The organism is Alicyclobacillus sp. ALC3 (assembly GCF_028751195.1).
Classification (GTDB): domain Bacteria; phylum Bacillota; class Bacilli; order Alicyclobacillales; family Alicyclobacillaceae; genus Alicyclobacillus_L.
On sequence record NZ_CP066784.1, the window covers coordinates 75,549 to 97,246 of the forward strand.

A 21,698-nucleotide genomic window follows, 5' to 3' on the forward strand; every position below is an offset into this window, starting at 1 on the left:
TAACGGCTTTCACCAAGTATGGATGAGTGCAAAATTCTCTATCCGTTACAATCATTTGAACCAGTCGTTATTTACTGAGTCTCATAACATGCTCGTTCTATCGCGGAACGAATTTCTTGTATGCGTTGTCTTTTGCAGTTGTTTATCCGTGTGGTTCGCTTACGAATTGACGAGAATCCTTCTCAATAGGAAGCACAGTCTGTAAAACTGCAGTTCCATTTGCGGGGACAAAAGGTCTCCGTAATCTACCTGGAAAGATGATTGAGTGGGACGCTTTGCTATTGACCTATCGGGCAGAAGAGTACGATAAGGGGGGAGCAAATGGAACGATATTTGGCGTCTGTATATTTACAGTATATGTTGCCCCATTTCATAGGTAGTACTCGGGTTCTTTTGGTAAGAAGCCTTCCAACTGCAGCAAGCTCTCTTTCAATAGCAGCCCTCCCCGGTAACCCGTCAAATTACCGTCCTTCCCAATTACGCGATGGCACGGGATAAGAAACGGGATCGGATTAACGCCAATGGCATGGGCAACAGCCCTCACGGCATCTTGTCGACCGATTCTTTCGGCGATATCGCTGTAGGTTCTTGTTTGTCCAGCAGGGATGTCAATTAGTGCTTGCCAAACCGCGATTTGAAAATCCGTTCCTTGTAAATCTAGCGGCAATTCGTGAATATCTACACGTCCGTACTCTAAATATTGATGCAAAGCATCCTTGTAGGCTTTCACTTTCAACGGATCGCGGGTCAGCACACGCCCAGGCAGACGATTTTGAACAAAGTCTTCGACAGCTTCAAAAGACTCGTCTGGCCAAGAAACCAACGCCAACCCCAGATCTGTTGCAACGAGGTACAAAATACATTCCTTGAACTTTACGGTGCCCCAGTAAACTCGTTCAGCCATTGCTATACCCCCTTCGAGACATTAGAATTTTGAATCGAACTTCGATACACAGAAGGTGATTGTCCGAATTGCTTACGGAACACGGTTGAAAAGTGAGATGCACTTATGAATCCTACAGACACTGCAACTTCGGTCACATTCAGGTCTGTATCCTCGAGTAACTCATTGGCTTCCGTCAATCGTTTATGCAGTAAATATTCCGCAGGCGTCAAACCTGCCATCCGCTTGAAAACATGGTGCAAATGATACTGATTGATGTGTAACGCCTTCGAAATTCCGCCGAGCGTGAGCGGTTCACTGTAATGGGCCTCAATGTATTCCTTTGTCCTATGCACGAGTTCCTCCGCTGGCCAGCGAAACTGATCCGGCCGACAACGCTTGCAGGCGCGAAACCCGGCTTCGATGGCTGCGTCCACGGTCATGAAAACAAGGACATTGTCCTTCTTCGGTTCTCTGGACTTACAGGACGGTCTACAGAAAATTCCTGTTGTCTTCACCGCGTAAAAGAATTGTCCATCACAGGACGAATCGCAATGAATGATGGCATTCCACTGTTCATCCAGCACATGCGTTCCCCCCTCTGCCTTTAGTATAGTACCCCTTCTGAAGCGTGATAAGGCCAGTCGGATGAGACGACAAGATTACGAAAGCCAAGAAGCGGGTCAACTGTTACAACAGATGATGAAGTCATCAATTCGAGGAGGAACATCTATGAAAGTAAGAGACATAATCATGCTATTGATTTTAGCCGCCTTGTGGGGCGGATCCTTCCTATTTATGCGCATCGGCGCACCGGTTTTAGGGCCTCTTGTCCTCATTGAACTACGTGTCCTTTTTGCCGCCATCACGCTCGTGATTTTTGCACTGGTAACCAGACACCGAATTCGCATCCTTCATAAGTGGTGGCAGTATTTCGTGCTCGGCGCGACCAACGCTGCGATTCCGTTCACGTTGATTTCATACGCTGAGCTTCGCCTTGACGCGGGTTTGGCGGCTACCCTAAATGCAACCACACCTATGTTTACGGCGATAGTGGCATGGCTATGGACCAAGGAACCGTTTACGTTAAAGAAGTTTTCTGGCGTCGTCATGGGCATTGTCGGAGTTGGCATTTTGGTCGGCTGGGATTCCGGCGCGCGCGGTTCGCAACTTTGGATATCGGTTTCATTCTCCCTGCTTGCGGCGGTTTTCTACGGGATCGCAGGTGTCTTTTCTTCCAAGCATTTCAAAGGGGAAAAACCGATGGACATGGCGATTGGTCAACAGTTGGCCGCCAGTCTTCTGCTGATACCGTTCAGTCTCGCAGTGCTTCCGCACACCATGCCCTCCAAAATCGTCATTTTTTCTGTTCTTGGGTTGGCCATACTCTGTACGGCAGTCGCCTATCTGTTCTATTTCGCTTTAATCCACAGTGTTGGCCCAGTGAAAACATTGACTGTCACGTTTTTAGTGCCGGTGTTCGGAGTGATTTGGGGCGGACTATTCCTTGGGGAAGCGATTACAATCCGGCTTATCATTGGGCTGCTCATCATCTTGGCGAGTGTGGCGCTTGTTGCCAATGTTCGCCTCAAGAAGCCGCAGAGCAATCGTTCAATATCATCGAAAATCTCTTAATCTCGATTTATTGGAGGTTTTCAAATGATGCACCCTGTTGAGGAACACTTATCCTACGGTGTGATAAGTACAGAAAACGTTCTGTCGCTAACGGGGGCGTAAGTTGAGCAGCAATGGAGCAACCGTCGCCGCATGTTTACACAGGGAAGCTTATGTCGCATAGGGGCAGCAATGCTGAAGAGCGGGATGAATAACGCGTAATGTATCGCTTGGGGGTATAATGTGGAAAATGGGTGATATGTGTAAAAGGCGGTGCTGTCTAATGGCATTATCTCGTGAGCAGCTTCATCGCGTAATTGACCATCTCCCTGAGAACAAACTGCCAGCTTTAGCTGACCTTATTGACAAATTAATCGACGAAGACGAGGAGTCCGTATCCGAGGCAGCAATTGTGGAATACAAGCGTATTCGCCAGGAGATGCGACAGGGAGACTTTGTTTCCTTTGATGAAGTCTTCGGTGACAACTGAATGTATAGCCTCATCTTCAGCAAAGACGCTCGGAAGTTTATAGAGAAACAAACCCCACAGACAAAACAGCGAATTCGTAATGCCCTGCTACAATTGGCGGAAGACCCGTTTTCTAACCGGCAGGTCAAGCGCTTGAAAGGTACTGAAGACATTCTCAGATTACGAGTGGGCGACTTACCAGTTGTGTTTTCCATTGAAGACGAAAAACTGGCTATCCTCGTTATTTCGATTGGGAGTAGAGGGGACATCTACAACAGGCTCTAGGTCCCTCCACTCGATGTGGAATGGAGTCATAAAAGCCACGAATCTTTCATGTGAAACCCAGAGCGACTTGGTGCTGAACCTGCATAAACATGCAGAATGTAGCTCGCAGGTCTTGTTGCACGTAGGGGCAGCTTAGTCCCAATGGCATAAGGGGGACCAATTTGAGATACATCAAACCTCTTACCCTGTTTCTGATAATACTGTTGCTTTATCACGTAGCCGTGGGACTGATATGGCAACAAATCGGGTACAACTGGAATTTTTCCCACGGACACATTTTCGGATGGTTAACCTTCGGAATAAGTGAGATTCTATTTCCTGCGTTATTTGTGGCTATTGCATACAGATTTAAACCCGCAATACAGACTCGCTCGTGGACGGTAGGCGCATGGCTGATATGTTGGGTTCCTCTCATGATCAGCACCGTGGTTAGCAACATCGTGTTCAATGACGTGACGGGCTACTATCGTGACTACGTTCTGTCACACATCTCAGGTTGGGGTGAGACTAGGACTGCTGAACATGCGATTGTCCTAATTCAATGGATTTGGGTCACTGTGTTCACGTGGATTTTGATGCCGAACTGGCGACGGGATGCGAACAGGTAGGGACCACGTTCTGTCATTAACGGGGGCATATTTGCAGGAGGCAGATCCGGACGTCGGTTGCATAAAGATTCGGCGGCACTCAGCCTCCGTTACGGAGCTATCGGGCAGTAATGCCCCATCTCAGTCTTTAATATTGAGGTGACAATGTGAGAAGTGAAACTGAAATGTATGATTTGATACTAGGGGTAGCACAAGGAGATGAGCGTATTAGGGCTGTCTATATGAACGGTTCAAGAACCAATCCTAATGTCCCAAGAGACATTTTCCAGGACTTTGACGTTGTGTATGTCGTCACGGAGATCGCTTCGTTTATTAAGGACGAAAAATGGGTAAACGTGTTTGGTGATTTACTAATGATGCAGGAGCCAGACAAGAATAATCAAAGCCAAGGAATGGATACGGACTTCGACCGCTCATACGGCTATTTGATGCGCTTTAAAGATGGGAATAGGATTGACTTACATATTCAAACAAAAGAAGCCATGTTGGATGAGTATGGGGAAGATAAACTTACTATTTCTCTGTTAGACAAGGACAACTGTTTGCCAACAATCTCACCACCGACGGACGCCGACTATCATATTAAGCCACCAAGCGAATCGGATTTCACGAGTTGTACCAACAACTTTTGGTGGTGCCTTCAGAATGTAGCCAAAGGGATTTGGCGTGACGAACTCCCTTATGCCAAGCGGATGTTCGAAGAGGTTGTTAGAGCCGATTTGGATAAGATGGTGGGTTGGTGGATTGGAACAAATCACTCCTTTGAAATGTCAGCAGGAAAGATGGGGAAGTACTTCAAGCGATATCTGACAGCCAAGCACTGGGAGATGTATAGGAAAACCTATTCTGATAGCAATTACGATAATTTCTGGGACTCGATCTTTATCACATGTGAACTCTTTCGGATTATGTCCGAAGGGATTGCAAACGATTTTTCGTTTCCCTATCCATCGGATGATGACAAGAACATGACAGAATACCTGCAACATGTTAGTGCATTGCCCCGAGACGCAAGCGGTATATATTGATCCATCTTGAATGAAAAACATCATCCCTTCTGTCGCTAACGGGGGCGAATGCGCAAGAAGGAATACATCATGAAACAGAACTTATATGCGCGATATCTTATATAAATTCATTATTATTTGGGCATATGCTTCGTCAGAGTCGTCTCCTACGGCTCATCATTCCCCCCGAGTGCGGCATGACACAAAAATTGTTCCGCTGGTTCGTACCTTTCATTCCTCATGACTAGGCTAACGCTACGCCTTGTTAAACTCTTTAAACAGCTGCCTCCCCAATCAATTAGCATTCACGAATTTTAATAGAAATATCAGTAATTCGATGAGATATAGCACCGCCCATTAAATTCGCATACTCCTAGCGTAAATCCCCCTAACGATATGATTTTTACGATCGATATTAGAATCCTCTATAACCCTATCGTTCAAATCAACCCCCATTCTTTAGTACTACGACCCATGTGGAATTCCCATACTTATCCTTATATTATGTCCGATAAGTAAGGGTTATCGGACATGAATATCTTTTTAAATATCTATATTTTTATTATCTAGAATCCTGATAAATAGTAGTACAATTATACTTAATGAAACAATAATGTGCAGAGGTGTTACTGATATGTCGATTACAAGTGAGCGTATGCGCTATGAATTGGCTTCGAATGTATTATCGTCTGATGAAGTCGGAGAAATACTTGGGTGCACAAGGCAGCATGTGAGTTTACTAACTAGAGAAGGACACCTGCATCCGCTCAAGAAAATGAGCAAAGGAGTATTGTACCTCCGTTCCGACATCGATGACTATCTTCTGAAATCTGGCTATGATAATTCATCCTCAAGCAACCGGATCAGCGACATGGAAAACGTCCAGACTCACAAGTTCATAGACGAGTGGGAACAGACTGGTTATCTCAAAGAAGTTCAGGCAGCCTTCCTATATAACAGGACACTGGATGCAGCCATGGACGGGTTCTTTAAACTACAACCTTACTTTCATGGCCCATTGCGTACGGTCAGCAGTCCAACCTTTGTGTTGCGATTTACCGATGGGCAGGAGTTCTGGTACACAGGCGCCAACTGCGGATACGCAGGCACAGGTCCACATTTGGCCGTTAGTTTTCTGGAAAGGTGCGGTTTCAGCCAAGATGACTTGAAACCGGTCTTGAGCAACCAGGTCGTGAAGCTGTTCCGCGACGAAAACGGTACCGTTGATGTGTACGCACATGATGGCGTCGGATCAGATAAGTCCACAGACGTGCGTCTTACACCAAACACATTGCTGTACGCCAAGGATGGGCAACTCGTACTGCTTGAGACCATGTTGTATTCGTCCACCAGTGACCACAGCGTGGAGACTTTGGAGACGTACCGCAAATTCTTGCCGCGTCCAACCGAAGTCATTGTCATGACAAAGGAATCAGCGGAGGCGTCGGGGTATATTCACCAGTCACAAATTAACGAACTGGGGCACAAAACCGTGTTCAACGTGGTGCTCAAAGACGCCTCCGGGCGGGAACTCTGGCTCTCTCCGGCCGTTGATATCAAGTCAGAGCGCGACATCCTCAAACAGGGCACAGTTCGCGAGATATTGAACGCTTGTGGTTGCAACACGGATGTGGAGGACAGTTCCCTTAAGGGATGGATGTTGAGTCTCCTACAGAACGTTGCTCCTCCAAAGAAAGGCCTCTTCGTCTACAAGGCCAACTAAGAGCGGTAGGAGGCGATATGTTTGGCAATCCAGTTGCATCGCACAGTGACTGTGGAAGTATCCACAGAAATTGAACAACTCACGGCAGGGACGGAAGAGTTCCAAAGGCAGTCCAGGATAGCAAGCACTCAAAAAGCGTACAAGTCCGACTGGGAAGTATTCACTACCTGGTGCGTCCGGGTAGGATACAGCGTACTGCCTGCAACGCCCCAGGCAGTCTCCAACTACTTAACGCATTTGTCCCAGCAAGGCAGACGGGTAAGTACAATTGCCAGACACATGGCCTCCATCAGCTTTGCGCACAGGGCGAAGGGGCTGCCCTCTCCCATTGAGTCCGAGTACGTTCGGTCCACTTGGAAGGGCATTCGGCACCAACAGGGCGTGGCGGCGAAACAGAAAGCTCCCATTTTGACAGAGCACCTACGCCGTATGGTTCGGGTTGCACCGGACAACCTGCGCGGCCTCCGGGACCGAGCCATCCTTCTCGTTGGCTTTGCTGGTGCTTTCAGGCGCTCAGAACTCGTCGCTTTGGACGTAGAAGACCTGGAGATGACACAAGAAGGGATCACGATCACCATCCGCCGTAGCAAAACAGACCAGGAAGGCTACGGGCGGAAAGTCGGGATCCCATACGGATCGCGTCCTGAAACATGCCCCGTGCGAACCTTGCAAGAATGGATGAAGCAAGCAGACATTGCTAGTGGCGCGGTGTTTCGACGGGTAGATAAGGCAGGGAGAGTTGGCGTAGTTGGGATCAAGAAAGAGGGAAAAGACGAACATCTGTCCGACCGAACTGTCGCTCGCCTCGTAAAGCACTACGCCGAGGCCATTGGGCTACCAAGCGAGTTGTACGCTGGCCACAGTCTGCGATCAGGACTTGCCACGTCGGCCGCCAAAGCCGGCGCTTCCATGCATTCCATCATGAATCAGACTGGGCACAAGGGTGAGGCGATGGTGCGCCGCTACATTCGGTATGCCTCGCCCTACCAGGACAATGCTGCAACGTACGTGGGACTTTAGCAGATACTCTCATCAAGTGGGCCGCAAAACCCCCTTCTGTAGGCATGGGCAGGACGTAGCCAGGCGGTTCGAAATCAAGCTGCGTTGGAGACGTTCCTGTTGGCCCCTTGATATTGCAGATTTCTCTTGTACAGCCAAGCCTGAGAGAGCAGTCAAGACCAGGGTAGCCAGGGGAGAACTTGTCAAGGAAATCCTTTCGCCTTGATAGGCGGTGGGGGGAACCAAGGCTGATGGCGGTGGATAGATCTGCGAACTTGCGGATTCATTCCTAATTGCGACGCCGTTAGTACAGTTCCAATTGAACTGGAAGAGTCGATCTGCTGGGAAAAACATACGCGAAGTCGGGCGTCAACGTCCATTAACTTCACCAAAAACCCTTAAACGGACAAGTTGCGTCGTCATCCACACTTATGTTAACCAAACCGTCGAACACAGGACACCTTTGCTCTTCACCATGAACAGCGAAAGTGGAGCAATAACTTGACGCGGACATTGAACTCGTCAGAATCAGGACATCAGGCACCGACAACCTACGGACAAAATAGCGTAATAGTAACACTCACTTCAAACCATTCGCGGGGAACAACGGTGGCATTGACTTGCGGGGAGCGGTGAAATTGATCGAGTTCCAGCCGGTTACCGGTGACAAAATCAGTCTATTGAAAGAGATTGTTAATTCAAACCATGCGTATAACACACTGTCAGAGGGTCATTCCGAACTCACTGATAGAGAAATCCTACACATGTATGAATCCTCGAACGGTCATAACGCGGTTATGAATTTTGTTGTGGCTGGCGGTCGTGCCGTAGGGGTGATTGACTACTTGATGGAAAATCCCTATGACAACATGCCGTGGCTGGGTTTGCTCATGATACATAGCCACTATCATGGACAAGGCTATGCTGTTGAGGCGTTGAGGAAATATGAGAGTCTGATGCGGGATCTAGGAAAGGGTACGGTGCGACTCGGCGTCATTAAAGGGAATGACCATGCGTTGAGATTTTGGACTAACAGGGGATTTGCGTTTTATGAGGAGAAGCAAGGAGACAAGTGGACAGTGTTGTGTCTTGAGAAAGTGTTGTGAGAGCCGTGTCGCTAAACGGAAGATTAGCGACGGTAGGAATGTAGAAATCGAGGATACAATTGATGCTAACATACCGCAATAATTCCAGCACCGTGGTTGTAGTTCTTCATGAGATTTATGGGGTAAACGATCATATGAAACAGGTCTGTGAACGACTATCTGAAACCGGATATGATGTAGTCTATTTTGCATTTTAAAATCTGGAAATAGAATCACTGTAATGTGGGAGGGTTTAAATGCTTACCGTGCAAAAGGCAGAATTAAAACACGTAGAAGGAATTTGTGGCGTCTGCACGCGAGGTTATTGGGCTACATACGCAAGTGCACCGAAGGCTTACATACAGAGAATTGTTGACGAATTCTACAATGTCGAGCGTGTTTCCAGAGAAGTACACAACGGCGAGTATTGGGTTGCGCTGGACGGGGAATTGGTGGTGGGAGCGGGTGGAGGAGGAATGATTTCGGAAAGAGAGGGAGAGCTATATGTCCTTTACGTGGAACCAACGAGAAAGTATCAAGGTATCGGAACTCTGTTACTTCATGCGGTGACTCAAGAATTAAAAGAACTGGGTGCGGAAATGCAATGGGTATCGGTTGCAAAGGGAAATCAAATGGCTATTCCCTTTTACGAGTCCCACGGGTTTCAGTTTCAGCAGGAGAGAAAAGCTTATGCATCTTTGGAGGACGAAGACCACGTTTCCTTACGTTACAAGCGCTCCATTTGATCTTGAATCGAATACATGCCAACTGAGTAAAATGGAGGTAACGTCTTGCAAAACGGAGTAGAAGGCAATGAAATGAATGTAAAAAGATACCTAGAGCGTATTGGAATTGTCGACACTATGGCGGTGGATTACGACTCGCTCCGATTGATACAGCTACGCCATATGTTGTCTGTTCCGTTCGAGAACCTACACATCACTAGCAGAATTCCCATCAAGCTGGATTTGGAATCTTTGTATAACAAGATTGTAGAGAGCAGACGGGGAGGCTATTGTTACGAATTAAATGGATTGTTGGCATGGCTTTTGATGCGCATTGGATATCAAGTGTCCATGTTGTCAGGCCAGGTGCTTCGGGACGACGGATCATACGGACCTGAATTTGATCACATGGTTCTAATGGTACACATTGATAAGGACTATATTGTCGATGTTGGATTTGGGGACTCCGTTCGCAGTCCGTTACCACTTACAGGCGACATAGTAACCGATGTTAGCGGGTCATACCGCATCTTACATGAACCTGATTCAGAAGTTCTCTTCTTTCAGAAGTGGATTAACGGCGATTGGATTTCGGAATTTCGATTCACATTAATGCCTCGACACATCGAGGAATTTGACCACATGAACACGTATCAACAAACATCCCCTGCGTCTCACTTTACAAACAATCTTATCGTTACCATCGCAACACTTCGTGGACGAACATCAATATCTGGCGACTCATTTATTGAGACACTGGGTTCTGATAAAAAAAAGCGTCCCATTCGATCTACGGATGAACGAAACAGTTTACTAGAACGCTGTTTTGGGATCATTGTTAGGTGACTCTGAAGTTCGACATTACGAGACACAAGAGTGGCAGAGGGATTTACATCGTAACTTCACGTGCTGTCAATGGCCATTTGTGCTGAAACGAGACTGGTCATTGACAGATACTTATACCCCGCATAATTAGTTAACATAATATATATTATCGGACGTTAGTGAAATAGCACCGCAGGTCCGTGGAGGCATGCTGCTGAATGTTCATCAGTGTCGTCTGGCAGAGTCCCTCTCACCCAAGCATCGGGCTCGGATTGTGCATCAGCCGCAACCGTTTCTGGTCTGACGAGTTTGATGAGAACTCGCGCAGCCCGGCCGTGTGAGCATTGTGCAGATAGAGTCGTCGATCGACACACTGACCACGCTCGGAACGGACGTCGGCAAACGTGAACACGACCTCAGGACAGATCCTGTTCTCAGTCTGATAGGTGGTTGGAGCGCACTGGGTCATCACCCCGCATAAGCCAATATAAAATATTCAGTTTATCACGCCACAGAAGACACCCCGCTTCTTCGACGTGCGAGGCAACAGCGCCACTCTGCGTTTTGTGTCTCAGCAGGCTACTTTCGAGCATACAAGACTGCTTTCCCTCAATGGGTCTTCCTCCCCTACTGCAATTTCGAAATCGTCAGGACCACAACGGTGCAGTTTGGACCCAGGTAACGACGTGGATGTCGCTATTGTCAAAGTTCACTCCCGTCCCGGCGTCACTCAAAGGAAAAAATGTCGCTAAATCGGTTTTCACGCGCTTTTAACGACATTTTCGACATCATCAGGAGCGCAACGGTGGAGTTTGGACGCGAATAACGACGCTGGCGTCGTTATTTCCAAAGTTCACGCAGATCCCAGCGTCATTCAGAGAAAAAAATGTCGCAAAACCGCTTTTCCCGCACGTTTAACGACATTTTCGACATCATCAGGACCACAACGATGCAGTTTGCGACCAGATAACGACATAGTCGTCGCTAGGCCTACATTTATGCCAATCCCGGTGTTGCTCAGGGAAACGGTGTCGCTCCCTTTCGTCCACGCTACGTTTAACGACATTGTCAGCATTCGCCTGGTCGACTCTACAGTCTAATGTTCAATGCCGACGGCCGATTCTCGACGCTGACCTTATCTAACCTGACCCGACTTTCCGACTAACGTCAGGCAAATACGCGCTCTGACTGGGTGGCCGCTTTTGTTCGGCCACTACAACCTTCGGTCTACGATTCGGTGTTCCCGCTGCAATGGGTCTTTGATGCGTAACTTCCGGTAGATCTCCCTGTGCTCCGCCTCTGGCTTCCCCGAGACGCGGATGTGATCTACGCGATTTTGTTCATCTGTCATTGTCACTGTCATTCGTTGGTGGGTGCTGAACACGTCACGGATACTGGCCCAGAGCCGCCTATCCCCTGCTCTCGTAGCTCCCGCTCGGCCACTGCCAACAAATGATACGCCAACACTGAGATCCACAAGTGCGCCTCCGTTCGGTCGGACAACTGGTGGTACACCGGTCGTACTCCCAAATCGGTTTTCAAAGAACGGAAGCACTCTTCCACTCGTCCAAGGGTCATGTACAGGCTCCAGATTTCCTTTGCGCTCAGCTCTGCATGGCGGCTTGAAGCCTCAATCCCGTAGCATCCCGTCAGCACATTTCGCTGTTCTCGCGTCGGTTTCCTCACCCATGTGAGCGCAGTGACTCGCTTTTGCGTCTCGTCACACACAATCTCCATGTCATAGTATTGTGCAATCTTTGCTCGTCTCTCTTGAATTCTCCCGAGACGTTGCTCCACCTTCTCCGGTACCACAATCGTGCCCTTGGTCACCGATTGGCGCATCCGTTCCAGATCCTCCAAGAAGCGTTGCTCCGCCAATCCATCCATGGCCTTTTCTTTCTTCGCTCGACCTTCGCTGATACAGAGCACGTGCGCCTTGCCATCCTAAGTATGTACCTTCTTCGCATATACGGCGTCTGCACCGTCTGCTCGTTCGTCAATCCACGTAAACGTCTCCCTTTTCCTCCCGAAACTCCCGTTCATATGTCTTATGTATGGGGCTACGCTCAACCACTAAGTACGCATATCCATGATTCTGCATGAGCGCGATATTTTCTCGCGCGGCAATCCCCCGGTCCCTGACAAACGTCACGGTCCCAGCCAACATGCTTGTGCTCTCCTCAAGACGTGCTAAGATATTTCCCAATGTCTCAGGCTCAGATTGATTCCCGCCATATACATGGCTGAGTACCGGAAAGCCATATTCATCGACCAACAGGGCAAGGGTGACCAGCCTACAATCAGACCGTTACTCCTTCGAGCGCCCATACTTGGCTAAGGTGTTGCCTTGAGCCGCGCCTTCTAGATGGACATTCGTCAGATCCAAATTTCCGTCCCTTGGTGATGATGGCTCTCCCCTTCGGACTCATCTCATCAAGCAGTTTGGTTGGGTCACGATGCTCCACATCAAGCACACCTCATCTGTAAGACATTCTCTCCGGAGGCACCAGGGTGAAGGGACTTCCTCATCAGCGGGACCTTCCATCAAACACGGGCAGAGGACTGACCAGCAGCCGCAGGTGCAGGCGCTAGACCACTTCGATAATTTTTGCAGCCGTGCATTCAGACGCCCTCCACTGAATCTACATCGAGACGGCTCCCCATCCACCTGTCACCGTGTCAATTGCGACTTCGTGTACCTCGGCTGCACAGTTTTGCAAGCTTCCTTCAGATTCCACCCTGCCACGGTCACCCTCGCGATTGGCTTTACAGTAGTTATGTCACCACCCCCGACACGGAACTTTCGCCCTATAGAAACCGCCCATGCTGGGCGTACCATGAAAATGCCCCGCCGACATCAGTCGACGGGGCATTTTCTAGACTTGCTACGATAGTGGAGGGTGTCAGCCTACCTGAACGAGCCAGTAGGACACAGACCCATTCCCATCGCTAACCACATAAATGTCACCAGGTTGCAGTACCGTATTACCTGGCAACACCTGCCCGCCCCGCAGGACTTCTACTCCATTCACGCTGCCATAGAAGTCGCCTACGGACTGTTCCAATGCAGTCGCCGTGGTGCCGGGTTGCACTGTTACGGTATTCGGTCCGTAGGACACATGGGTTACCACTGCAGGGAAGTTTTCGTACAGAGGGTAAACCTGTGGGTAAACACTGTACTGCTGTGTAGCCGTAGCAGTGGTCGGATTCAACATGTACTCAGACATCTTGAGATCGTACTGTGAATTTGAGTACCAGAACGTCGGCGTGTTGATTGTGTAGCCCGTGGTCATCCAGTCGCTGAGGTAGCTTGATGAAGTGTCAATGACTGTCTGATTGGATCCAGATTTCAGGACCGACAGAGAGACACCGGCGGGGTTATTACTGGTGCTGACACCCGCGTTGGCAGCTTCAACCAAAATCTGGTTGTAACCAGGTTTCAACATTACGGAGCTAGAATTGGGGAAATTACTCGACGGTGCCGCCGAGCCGTAGCCCGAGATGTCTGTGCTAAATGCCGTTGGAACCCCGTTGACATAGGCCATCGCGACGTCGTCAGCTTTCAGTGTGACCGTCACAGGTGTTGACGCAGATTCATACACAGTCGCTAGGAAGAAGGACAAGCCGTTGTTTGTCGGATTAGCGCCTCCCCCGTTACCCCCGAACCACATATACGGCTGACCTGCGTACCCCGCGGACTGCGTGACTGGGTACATGAAACTCTTCGGCGATACCGTCCCAAAGTTAGACGCATCGTAAAACGGGATAGGCGCCGTATCCGTGGGGTCTGACGGATATGTTGTCGTCAGAGTCGTCGAACCTGAGTTCATCATCTGTAACGGAACACCCGGAAGCGTGTCCACCCCTGGTACCGCCGTGAGCACATTGTTCGCTGCGCCCACCATCGTCGGCGGAATTACGTAGGTCGTGGCCGGCGCCGTTACCATGACCATCTGCGTCGGGTTCGTACCGACCGCTGAGAAGGACACGTGTCCTACAGGCTCGTTGAACGTGGCCTGCCAGGCAGTTCCATTCCACGTCGCCTGCTCTGTGGTACCGTACGAGTCTTCGAAGTAGATGGTCGGGTTGCCGACGTTCGTAATGACATTCCCGTTCGCGTCAACGAGGTTACCCGTGACAGTAAACGCCTGCCCTGCCGTCTCAATCGCATTCACGGACAGTGTGCTGCTCGTACTGATGTTGTTCACGTTGCCATTCGACGACAGGTTGATGGTGAACGGTGTCGTGGTACCCGTCGGATACGCTACAGACTCCGTAAACGTGTAGTTACCGTTTGCGGTGGTTGTGACGTCGTACGAGTACTGACCATTACCGAGCGCTTGGAAGTTCGTGAACTGAGCTGTTGTCGGCGACATGTTCGACATGATGTCAGCCGCAGTCAGACCGTTGATTGGATTGCCATACTGGTCTTTGAGCGCCAGCAACAAAGTCGAAGTCTGATCTGTCACCAGGTACGTCGCCCCACCTGTCAGTGCCAACGAACTGTTCGTCGTATCGACTGCAGCCGGCACAACCAAAGTAGATCCGGTACCCTGTGTCGTGCTTCCGTTCGGGGCCATCAGCGTCGCCGTGTACGTGACTGTGCCAGCATGTGTCTCGGTAAACGAGGCAATGTACGCGCCAGCAGCGGAGTTCCAGTGCGCTGTCGCCTTCTGACCGGCAGAGTCCATGATGGTCAACACATAACCGTTCGGCAATGTGCCCGTCACAGGGTCATTATTGGTGCCTGTGAGCGACACGTTGACCTGAACGTTCGCTCCGGCGGTGAACTGAGACACTGGCGTGGTTGTTCCCGGTGCAGACGTCGTCACGCTCGACACTGTCGTCGCTGCCGGGGACACCACGTTCACCGTTTCACTCATGACGACGTTATTCCCGGTCGTCGGAACGATGGTAATGGTGTACGTGTAGGTTTTCTCAGCGTTTTCACTGAACGTCCAGGAGTACGCCCCACTCATCGGCGTAGCAATCTGATGTGTGTTCGTGCCGTCCGAGATTTGCACATACGCGATGGCACTCGCCGGAATCACGTTGCCGTACGCGTCAATCGGCACCACGCTGATTGGTACGTTATTACTGCCAGCCGCTACGTTGCTCGTCGGATATGTGACGTTCGCGCCAGCGACTGCGCCAGGGTTGACGGTCACGGATTGACTCATCGTTGACGTCCCCTGAATGTACGCCGTGAACGTGTAGTTGCCGGCCTTGTCCTCGGTGACGTTCGCCACATATGCCGAGCCATTCCAAGTGGCCGTCCACTGCTGGTTGTTCTGGTCGGCAATCATGACCGTGTGGCCCTGTCCAACCGGGTTCAAGTACTTGTCATTCGGTGTAAACGTGACGTTAAAGGACTGCCCTGCCGTTTGATTGGCTCCAACCGCGACAGTGGAATTGCTCGGGACTGTTAACCCCGGAAGGACGTTCACTGTCGCTGTGTTCGACAACACGACGCCGCCCACCTTGACGTAGAACGTGTCCGGATTGCCGCTGTTCGTCGCCGTCGTCAAGCTGGTTTCATAGGTGTACGTACCATCGCCATTGTTCGTGGCGTATGCCCATGTCGTGCCGTTCGAGCTGACTTGAACGGACTGGTTATTTCCAAGCAGAGTCCCATTGCTATCACGCGGCGTGATGGTCATTGTGAAGTTGTTCTGGCCAGCGATGACGTTTGTCGGCGCCTCGATTGTCGACAGTGAGCTCGCACTGCCAGGGCTGACGGTGACTGGCGCAGCAGCAAACTGGACGCCGTCGACCGTTGTCGAGAACGTGTACGTGCCCGTGTTCATCTCCATGGCCGTGCCCGTGTACACCCCACTGTTCGCAGCCGTCTCTGTAAGCGCGAACGTATGCCCATACTGGTCCGTGACGATGATGCTTGGAACTGTCACTGGATTGAGATACCCATCCTTCAGTGTCAGTGTAAGGTTGATTGGACTGCCAGCCAGCAGCGGTGCCGCACCCATAGCCGTCAGACTGGAATTCGACGTGCTAATGGCAGCCGGTAGCACGTTGACTGTGTAGGTCAGCGTCTGCACTTGGCCGTTTGCTAGCGTGATGGTCGCCGTAAATGTATCCGTCCCAGCTTGCGTCTCCTTCACCGTCGTACTGTAGGTGCTACTACCAGCTGTGCTGGTGGTAGAGGACACCTCTTTATTGGTGTCGGTCATGGTCACTGACTTCACTTGACTGGCTTGCAGCGGGTTGCCGTTTGCGTCACGCGGCACGACCGTCACTGTGACAGAGTTGCCTGCCGTCACGGTACCCGATGGAGTGGCCGTGATGGTCGATCCGTTTGCAGAATACGCCCCGGCAACCACCGTAAAGTTTGCCGTCATCGTCTGACCCGCCACGTAAGCGGTCAGTTTGTAGGTCCCAGCCGTGTTCTCCGTCAAAGTCGCAGTATAGGCGCCATTGTTCCACGTCGGATACAGTGTCTGGCCATTCCCGTCGGTCACGGAGATGTTCAAGTTCGATCCAATGCTGTTCCCGTACTGGTCGACGGGGTTCAAGCTGATAGTGAACGACTGACCCGCAGTCTGCGGAGCGCCAGAGCCACTCCCGACGACGAAGGAGGATGGGTACGTCGTATCGAGCGCCGCTGGCACGACGTTGACTGTAGCCGTGCTGGAGAGTGCCGCACCACCGTCGACACTGGCCGCGAAGGTGTACGAGGTCGCCTTGTCCTCGGTAAAGGTTGCGGTGTACTGTCCGTTCCCCGCGTACGTAGCCTGGGTCCAGCCGCTCTGGCTTGTGCCCTGAACTCCGACCATAACGGTGTGATCGCTGCCGAGCAGGTTCCCACTGGCATCCTGCGGCGTAACGGTGATGGTGAAACTATTGCCGGCCGTCGCCTGTTGTGGGCCGGACACTGTGCTTCCTACGCTTGCGTTACCTGCAGCCACTTGAATTTGGCCAGTCGAGAACTGGTCGCCGTTGACTGTGGTTGTGAAAGTATAGCTGCCAGCCGTCGACTCTGTCGCAGTGCCTGTGTACACACCGCTTCCTTGTGCCGTTTCCGTCAGCGGGAAGGCCTGCCCGTACTGGTCATACACAACCACGCCAGATGCGTCGATACCGTTGTTGTTCGCATCCTGCAGTGTAAGCTGGAGGTGAATTGGATTGCCGACCTGCAACGGAGTGGCATAGGTAGCGCTCAGTTTCGAGGTGGCCTGGTCAATCGCACCTGGCAGCACATTGACGGTGTAAGTCAAGATTTGAGCAGGACCATTCTTCGGTGTAATCGTCGCCGTGAACGTGTCTGGGCCCGCTTTGGTCTCATTCACCGTGATGCTATAGGTACTGCTGCCCGGGTTGCTTGTGCTGGTGTACGAGTTCCCATTCTGGTCCGTGATGGTCACAGACTGCACTTGGCTCGCTAACAGCGGGTTGCCGTTCGCGTCACGCGGCACGACCGTCACGGTGACAGGGTTACCTGCCGTCACGCTGCCAGACGGGGTCGACGAGATGGTGCTCCCCGATGCAGAAAATGCGCCTGGATTGACTTGGACTGATGTGGTCATGGTCTGCCCAGCCACATTCGCTGTCAGGTTGTAGGTTCCGACTGTGTTTTCGGTGAACGTCGCGGTGTATTCTGTACCGTTCCACGTCGCGAACACCGTTTGACCTTTACCATCCGAGATGGCAATGCTCTTGTTGGAACCGATGCTGTTGCCATACTGGTCGACTGGGCTCAGCATCACTGTGAATGGCTGTCCGGCCGTTTGCGTAGCACCGTTCACGATTGTGAAAGTAGACGTGGCCGTATCGAGTGCACCCGCCACGACGTTGACCTTTGCCGTGTTCGAAAGCTGTTTGCTGCCGACCATCGCGGCGTAGGTGAACGTGCCCGCTGTGTGGTCGGTGAACGTGTAGGTGTACTGGCCGTTTCCAGCATAGGTGGCTTGTTGCCAGGTGCTTGTGCCTGTCCCCTGAATACCCACCAGAACCGTTTGGCCATTCCCGAGCAGATTGCCCTGGCTGTCGCGCGGTGTCACCGTGATGACGACATTGTTGTCACCTGCCGTCACCTCGCCCTGCGGGCCAGAGACAGTGGACATCGAAGCAGCGTCGCCCGGCGTCACCGTGGCGGTGTTTGTGCCATTCGAAATGCTGGCACTTTGGTCAGTTGCTGTGAACGTGTACTGACCAGCCTTCATTTCTGTCGCGTTGGAGACCTCATAGTACCCAGAATTCCCGTTTTGGACCCACAGCGCGGACCAACTGTGTCCGTTTTGGTCGGTAACCGTGATTGTCTGTCCAGTCAGGACGTTGCCAAACTGGTCTTTCGGGTACACTTTGATGTCAATTGCGTTACCCACTTGCTGTCCGTTTGGTTGCGACACCATAATGGTCGAATTTGACGCGTCCAGTGAACCTTGATTGACTGTCACTTGCGGTTGTTCAGACAGGGTCGTCGTCGTGTTCCCTTGCACTACCGATGCCGTGTAGGTGTACACACCCGGCTTCAACTCCGAGAAGTTCGCGATGTACCCTGTGCCGTTCGGATTCGGATTGGCCACCGCCGTTTGCCCCATGCCGTCCGAAACTTGGAGCGTTTGTCCAGCTTGCAACGCAGTGACGTTGCCGTTTGAGTCACGCAACACCACCGCAATCGACACATTGCCGTTGCCGACAGTCACGCTGTTCGACGAAGCCGTAACGGTCGATTGCGAGGAATATGCGCCCGGACCCTGTGTAACAGTCGGTTGCTCGGACAGCGTTACGCCGTTCATAGCCGCCACAAAGGTGTACTTGCCAGCGGTGTTTTCCGTGAAGGTCGCCTCATAGTCGCCGTTCGTCGCGTTCCATGTCGCCGTCTTTGTCTGCGTGCCGTCAGACACTGTGACGGTCTGTCCAGAGCCAATCTTGTTGTTGAAGGCGTCTTCTGGCACGACCGACACGGTAATCGGGCTGCCAGCCACGCTGCCACCGCTCGCGCTGACGAGTGAAGTGCCCGCGTTCACAGCTGCCGGGTTCACGGTGACATTGGCAGTATTCGTAATCAGGGTCGAGTTCACCGTGGCGGTGAATGTATATGATCCCGCCTTTGTCTCGCTGAACTGCACTTCATAGTCGTTGTTGGTAGCGTTCCAAGTCGCGGTTTCTGTCGTGGTACCGTCGCTCACGGTGACCTGTTGGCCACTGCCAAGCGGATTGCCGTTCGCGTCCTTCGGCACGACCGAAATGGCGACGTTGGAGTTGCCAGCGGTTACCGACGTGCTCGCAGCAGTCACAGTTGTCTGCGACGAAATCGACCCAGCGCTCACGACGGTCTGCGGCTGGCTGTCTAGCTGTGTGCCATTAATGGTTGTGGTGAACGTGTACGTGCCAACGGTCGACTCGTTGAACGTTACCTCGTAGTCCTTGCTCGTAGCATTCCAGACAGCAGCTTTGGTGGTTGTGCCATCAAACACATTGACCGTTTGACCCATCAACTCGTTGCCGTACTGGTCCTTAGGAACGACGTGCACGACAACGCCACTTCCAGCCGTCGCAGTCGCCGGAGCGCTGACGGTGGACACGGAAGCGCTCACATTCGCAGCCGAAACAGTGAGGGGTGCCGTCTGCTGCAGGGCGACTCCGTCTACGGTTGCGCTGAAGGTGTATGTCTGAGCTGTCGTCTCCGTGAACGTGGCTTCGTAGTCATTGTTCGCCGCGTTCCAGACTGCCGGCTTCGAGTTACCGGCGCCGTCCGAGACTTCCACTGTCTGACCGGACCCGAGGGGTGCGCCTAGGACATCGTTGGGCTTGACGAAAACTGTGACGGACTGCCCAGCGACGGTGTGTGACGCTGATGTGCTGATGCTAGACTTGGTGCTGCTCGCTTGGACGGTTCCACTGAGGTTCAACACGTAGCCGTTCCAAGTCGTCGGGACTTGCAACTGGTCGAGCGTGGCCTTCACGTACCAAATCGGAATGTACGTGGTGTCGATTCCCGACGATGGGTCTGGGCGAACAATCTCTGGTGCTGCTGTGACGTACTTGCCATTCACATAGACCTTAAACGCACTCTGACCCGGCGTTCCGTGTGCTCCAACGACGATAGTCGAATTGGGCTCCGTGATGTTCAGAATTCGGGTTACGCCATCCCACTGCGATTTCAGTCCAACTTGTGCCATCGCTCGTTGTATGTACCACACTGGCATGTATTCAGTGTAATGACCGGTACTTGGGTCGATCGCGGCAAAACCGTACACTTGCGAGACAACCGTTCCATTCACTGCAATGTTCTTGAGTTGCATCTGCCCCATTTGAGTCGTACTAGCGGATGCCTGTGGAATTGCGATTGGCGCCAGTAAAGTCGACAACGCGACTACTGGTCCTAACACATGTCGTGCTTTTCTCACTACCCTTCCCCTACCTTTCATTTCTCTAAATTATTCCTCTTAAACATATGTGCGTTTTCACTAAAATGCAATAGAAATCGACTCAAAAGTCTAGATTTCAACCCTATCAGATTCCAAACTAGAACCAGGTGGATGGGATGTAATATTTCCTCACACAAATGACCTACGTAAAAACCTCATCAGCTCACTGGCCTGTTGGTGCGTGTATGTGCGTGCTGTGTGGAGATTATGCGCCATCGGCTTGCGCGCCGCCCACCAACTGGTCCACTCGAGGTCAGGTCGTAGAACGAACACATCTCGCCCCGCGAGGTCGCTGGTTTGTTTCGCCTCGTCGAGCAGTGTCGCCATCGAACGAGCCATCACGTCAACTGTCGTGACAGGTCGCCAAGTCGCAGGTAGTTGATGCACATCAATGGCTATGACCCGGTCGCAACCTGCGTTTCTCAGAGCTTGAACAGGGACGATGTCTCGTACGCCCCCATCCACGAGCAACCAACCACGCAAGGGAACAGGTGTCAGCATTCCCGGCATCGCGCAGCTACCAAGTACCTCGCGGGGCACGTCGGTGCTGCGATAGGCTGTCCCCTGCTCGATAGTCTCCGTGTGATTGGTGAAGACCACTGCCTTTGTGGAGAAAAGGTCTGTTGCGACCAGCGAGTAGTCCATTTGCGGCTTGCGGTCTGCCAGAAGATTGCGGATGTACTTCAGTAGTTTGTGACCTCGAAGAAGTCCGTTCGGCACAGGGATTTGATTGATGTGAACGGATTTGCGAACAATGTTCAAGACCGATGTGACCACTGGGAAGCCATAGTCGGAAAGCAGCAGCCCTGGAAATCGTCTGACCATGGCGTCAAAGTCACGATATCTGTAGCCGTACGCATACAGCGCGGCGACTAGCGACCCCGAACTGCTGCCGGCAACGTGGTCGATTTGCACCCCCATCTCCTCGAGTGCGCACAACACACCTGCGTGCGCGACGCCTGCCAACTCTGCGCCACAAAGTGCTACTCCAACACGCGGACGCGGATGAACGTTAGCCACTCGTCTCCACCCCCTCACCTCATGACCTGCTTGGCGGAACGACAAGTCGTGAATCAGTTCATTCTAT

At 51.6% G+C, this 21,698-nt stretch carries 18 protein-coding genes; 12 read left to right on the plus strand and 6 right to left on the minus strand.

Translation table 11 applies throughout. From position 1 onward, the window contains the following. Positions 1–370: 370 nt before the first annotated feature. Both JC200_RS00395 and JC200_RS00400 read right to left on the minus strand, forming a co-directional pair. A complete protein-coding gene (locus JC200_RS00395) occupies positions 371–904 on the minus strand; it encodes a methylated-DNA--[protein]-cysteine S-methyltransferase (protein WP_274434226.1) in 534 nt (177 codons plus the stop codon). 2 nt (positions 905–906) lie between these two features. After that, complete coding sequence (locus JC200_RS00400; RefSeq protein ID WP_274432755.1) at positions 907–1,470, minus strand: bifunctional transcriptional activator/DNA repair enzyme AdaA; 564 nt, start codon at positions 1,468–1,470, stop codon at positions 907–909. Positions 1,471–1,615: 145 nt separating this feature from the next. On the opposite strand from JC200_RS00400, the gene JC200_RS00405 reads away from it, so the two are divergent. The 12 genes from JC200_RS00405 to JC200_RS00460 all read left to right on the plus strand — a co-directional run bounded on the left by JC200_RS00405 (position 1,616) and on the right by JC200_RS00460 (position 10,564). Continuing rightward, entirely contained in the window at positions 1,616–2,518 is a 903-nt protein-coding gene (locus JC200_RS00405; protein WP_274432756.1) for a DMT family transporter, read from the plus strand. A gap of 262 nt (positions 2,519–2,780) precedes the next feature. Continuing rightward, positions 2,781–2,987: a hypothetical protein gene (locus JC200_RS00410; protein ID WP_274432747.1), complete on the plus strand. Its 207-nt coding sequence runs from the start codon at positions 2,781–2,783 to the stop codon at positions 2,985–2,987. Beyond that, positions 2,988–3,251 (plus strand): type II toxin-antitoxin system RelE family toxin, encoded by a 264-nt coding sequence (locus JC200_RS00415; RefSeq protein WP_274434227.1) that lies wholly within the window; start codon positions 2,988–2,990, stop codon positions 3,249–3,251. A gap of 413 nt (positions 3,252–3,664) precedes the next feature. Next, positions 3,665–3,859, plus strand: coding sequence for a hypothetical protein (locus JC200_RS00420; RefSeq protein WP_274434228.1), 195 nt, complete (start codon positions 3,665–3,667; stop codon positions 3,857–3,859). A gap of 146 nt (positions 3,860–4,005) precedes the next feature. After that, positions 4,006–4,887 carry an aminoglycoside 6-adenylyltransferase gene (locus JC200_RS00425; RefSeq protein ID WP_274434229.1) on the plus strand — a complete coding sequence of 294 codons (882 nt, stop codon included), beginning with the start codon at positions 4,006–4,008 and terminating at the stop codon, positions 4,885–4,887. 613 nt (positions 4,888–5,500) lie between these two features. After that, positions 5,501–6,589 carry a helix-turn-helix domain-containing protein gene (locus JC200_RS00430; RefSeq protein ID WP_274434230.1) on the plus strand — a complete coding sequence of 363 codons (1,089 nt, stop codon included), beginning with the start codon at positions 5,501–5,503 and terminating at the stop codon, positions 6,587–6,589. A 21-nt stretch (positions 6,590–6,610) separates the two neighbouring features. After that, positions 6,611–7,609 carry a site-specific integrase gene (locus JC200_RS00435; RefSeq protein WP_274434231.1) on the plus strand — a complete coding sequence of 333 codons (999 nt, stop codon included), beginning with the start codon at positions 6,611–6,613 and terminating at the stop codon, positions 7,607–7,609. A gap of 611 nt (positions 7,610–8,220) precedes the next feature. Further along, positions 8,221–8,694: a GNAT family N-acetyltransferase gene (locus JC200_RS00440; RefSeq protein WP_274436649.1), complete on the plus strand. Its 474-nt coding sequence runs from the start codon at positions 8,221–8,223 to the stop codon at positions 8,692–8,694. Positions 8,695–8,756: 62 nt separating this feature from the next. Next, a complete protein-coding gene (locus JC200_RS00445) occupies positions 8,757–8,891 on the plus strand; it encodes a dienelactone hydrolase family protein (protein WP_274434232.1) in 135 nt (44 codons plus the stop codon). A 39-nt stretch (positions 8,892–8,930) separates the two neighbouring features. Next, complete coding sequence (locus JC200_RS00450) at positions 8,931–9,419, plus strand: GNAT family N-acetyltransferase (RefSeq protein ID WP_274434233.1); 489 nt, start codon at positions 8,931–8,933, stop codon at positions 9,417–9,419. A 45-nt stretch (positions 9,420–9,464) separates the two neighbouring features. Beyond that, positions 9,465–10,244, plus strand: coding sequence for an arylamine N-acetyltransferase family protein (locus JC200_RS00455; RefSeq protein WP_274434234.1), 780 nt, complete (start codon positions 9,465–9,467; stop codon positions 10,242–10,244). Positions 10,245–10,441: 197 nt separating this feature from the next. Further along, a complete protein-coding gene (locus JC200_RS00460) occupies positions 10,442–10,564 on the plus strand; it encodes a hypothetical protein (protein WP_274434235.1) in 123 nt (40 codons plus the stop codon). Positions 10,565–11,582: 1,018 nt separating this feature from the next. On the opposite strand, the gene JC200_RS00465 is transcribed toward JC200_RS00460, so the two are convergent. From JC200_RS00465 to JC200_RS00480, 4 genes are all read right to left on the minus strand, one after another. Next, entirely contained in the window at positions 11,583–12,152 is a 570-nt protein-coding gene (locus JC200_RS00465) for a hypothetical protein (protein ID WP_274434236.1), read from the minus strand. 67 nt (positions 12,153–12,219) lie between these two features. Next, entirely contained in the window at positions 12,220–12,390 is a 171-nt protein-coding gene (locus JC200_RS00470; RefSeq protein WP_274434237.1) for a hypothetical protein, read from the minus strand. Between the two features lie 736 nt (positions 12,391–13,126). Next, a complete protein-coding gene (locus tag JC200_RS00475; protein WP_274434238.1) occupies positions 13,127–20,590 on the minus strand; it encodes a beta strand repeat-containing protein in 7,464 nt (2,487 codons plus the stop codon). 150 nt (positions 20,591–20,740) lie between these two features. Beyond that, positions 20,741–21,631, minus strand: coding sequence for a patatin-like phospholipase family protein (locus JC200_RS00480; RefSeq protein ID WP_274434239.1), 891 nt, complete (start codon positions 21,629–21,631; stop codon positions 20,741–20,743). Positions 21,632–21,698: the final 67 nt, after the last annotated feature.

Coding starts and splice junctions, on each gene's coding strand:
- JC200_RS00450 (WP_274434233.1), top strand. CDS start 8,931: ATGCTTACCGTGCAAAAGGCAGAATTAAAACACGTAGAAGGAATTTGT.
- JC200_RS00445 (WP_274434232.1), top strand. CDS start 8,757: ATGCTAACATACCGCAATAATTCCAGCACCGTGGTTGTAGTTCTTCAT.
- JC200_RS00460 (WP_274434235.1), top strand. CDS start 10,442: ATGTTCATCAGTGTCGTCTGGCAGAGTCCCTCTCACCCAAGCATCGGG.
- JC200_RS00405 (WP_274432756.1), top strand. CDS start 1,616: ATGAAAGTAAGAGACATAATCATGCTATTGATTTTAGCCGCCTTGTGG.
- JC200_RS00430 (WP_274434230.1), top strand. CDS start 5,501: ATGTCGATTACAAGTGAGCGTATGCGCTATGAATTGGCTTCGAATGTA.
- JC200_RS00395 (WP_274434226.1), bottom strand. CDS start 904: ATGGCTGAACGAGTTTACTGGGGCACCGTAAAGTTCAAGGAATGTATT.
- JC200_RS00420 (WP_274434228.1), top strand. CDS start 3,665: ATGATCAGCACCGTGGTTAGCAACATCGTGTTCAATGACGTGACGGGC.
- JC200_RS00470 (WP_274434237.1), bottom strand. CDS start 12,390: ATGTTGGCTGGGACCGTGACGTTTGTCAGGGACCGGGGGATTGCCGCG.
- JC200_RS00415 (WP_274434227.1), top strand. CDS start 2,988: ATGTATAGCCTCATCTTCAGCAAAGACGCTCGGAAGTTTATAGAGAAA.
- JC200_RS00410 (WP_274432747.1), top strand. CDS start 2,781: ATGGCATTATCTCGTGAGCAGCTTCATCGCGTAATTGACCATCTCCCT.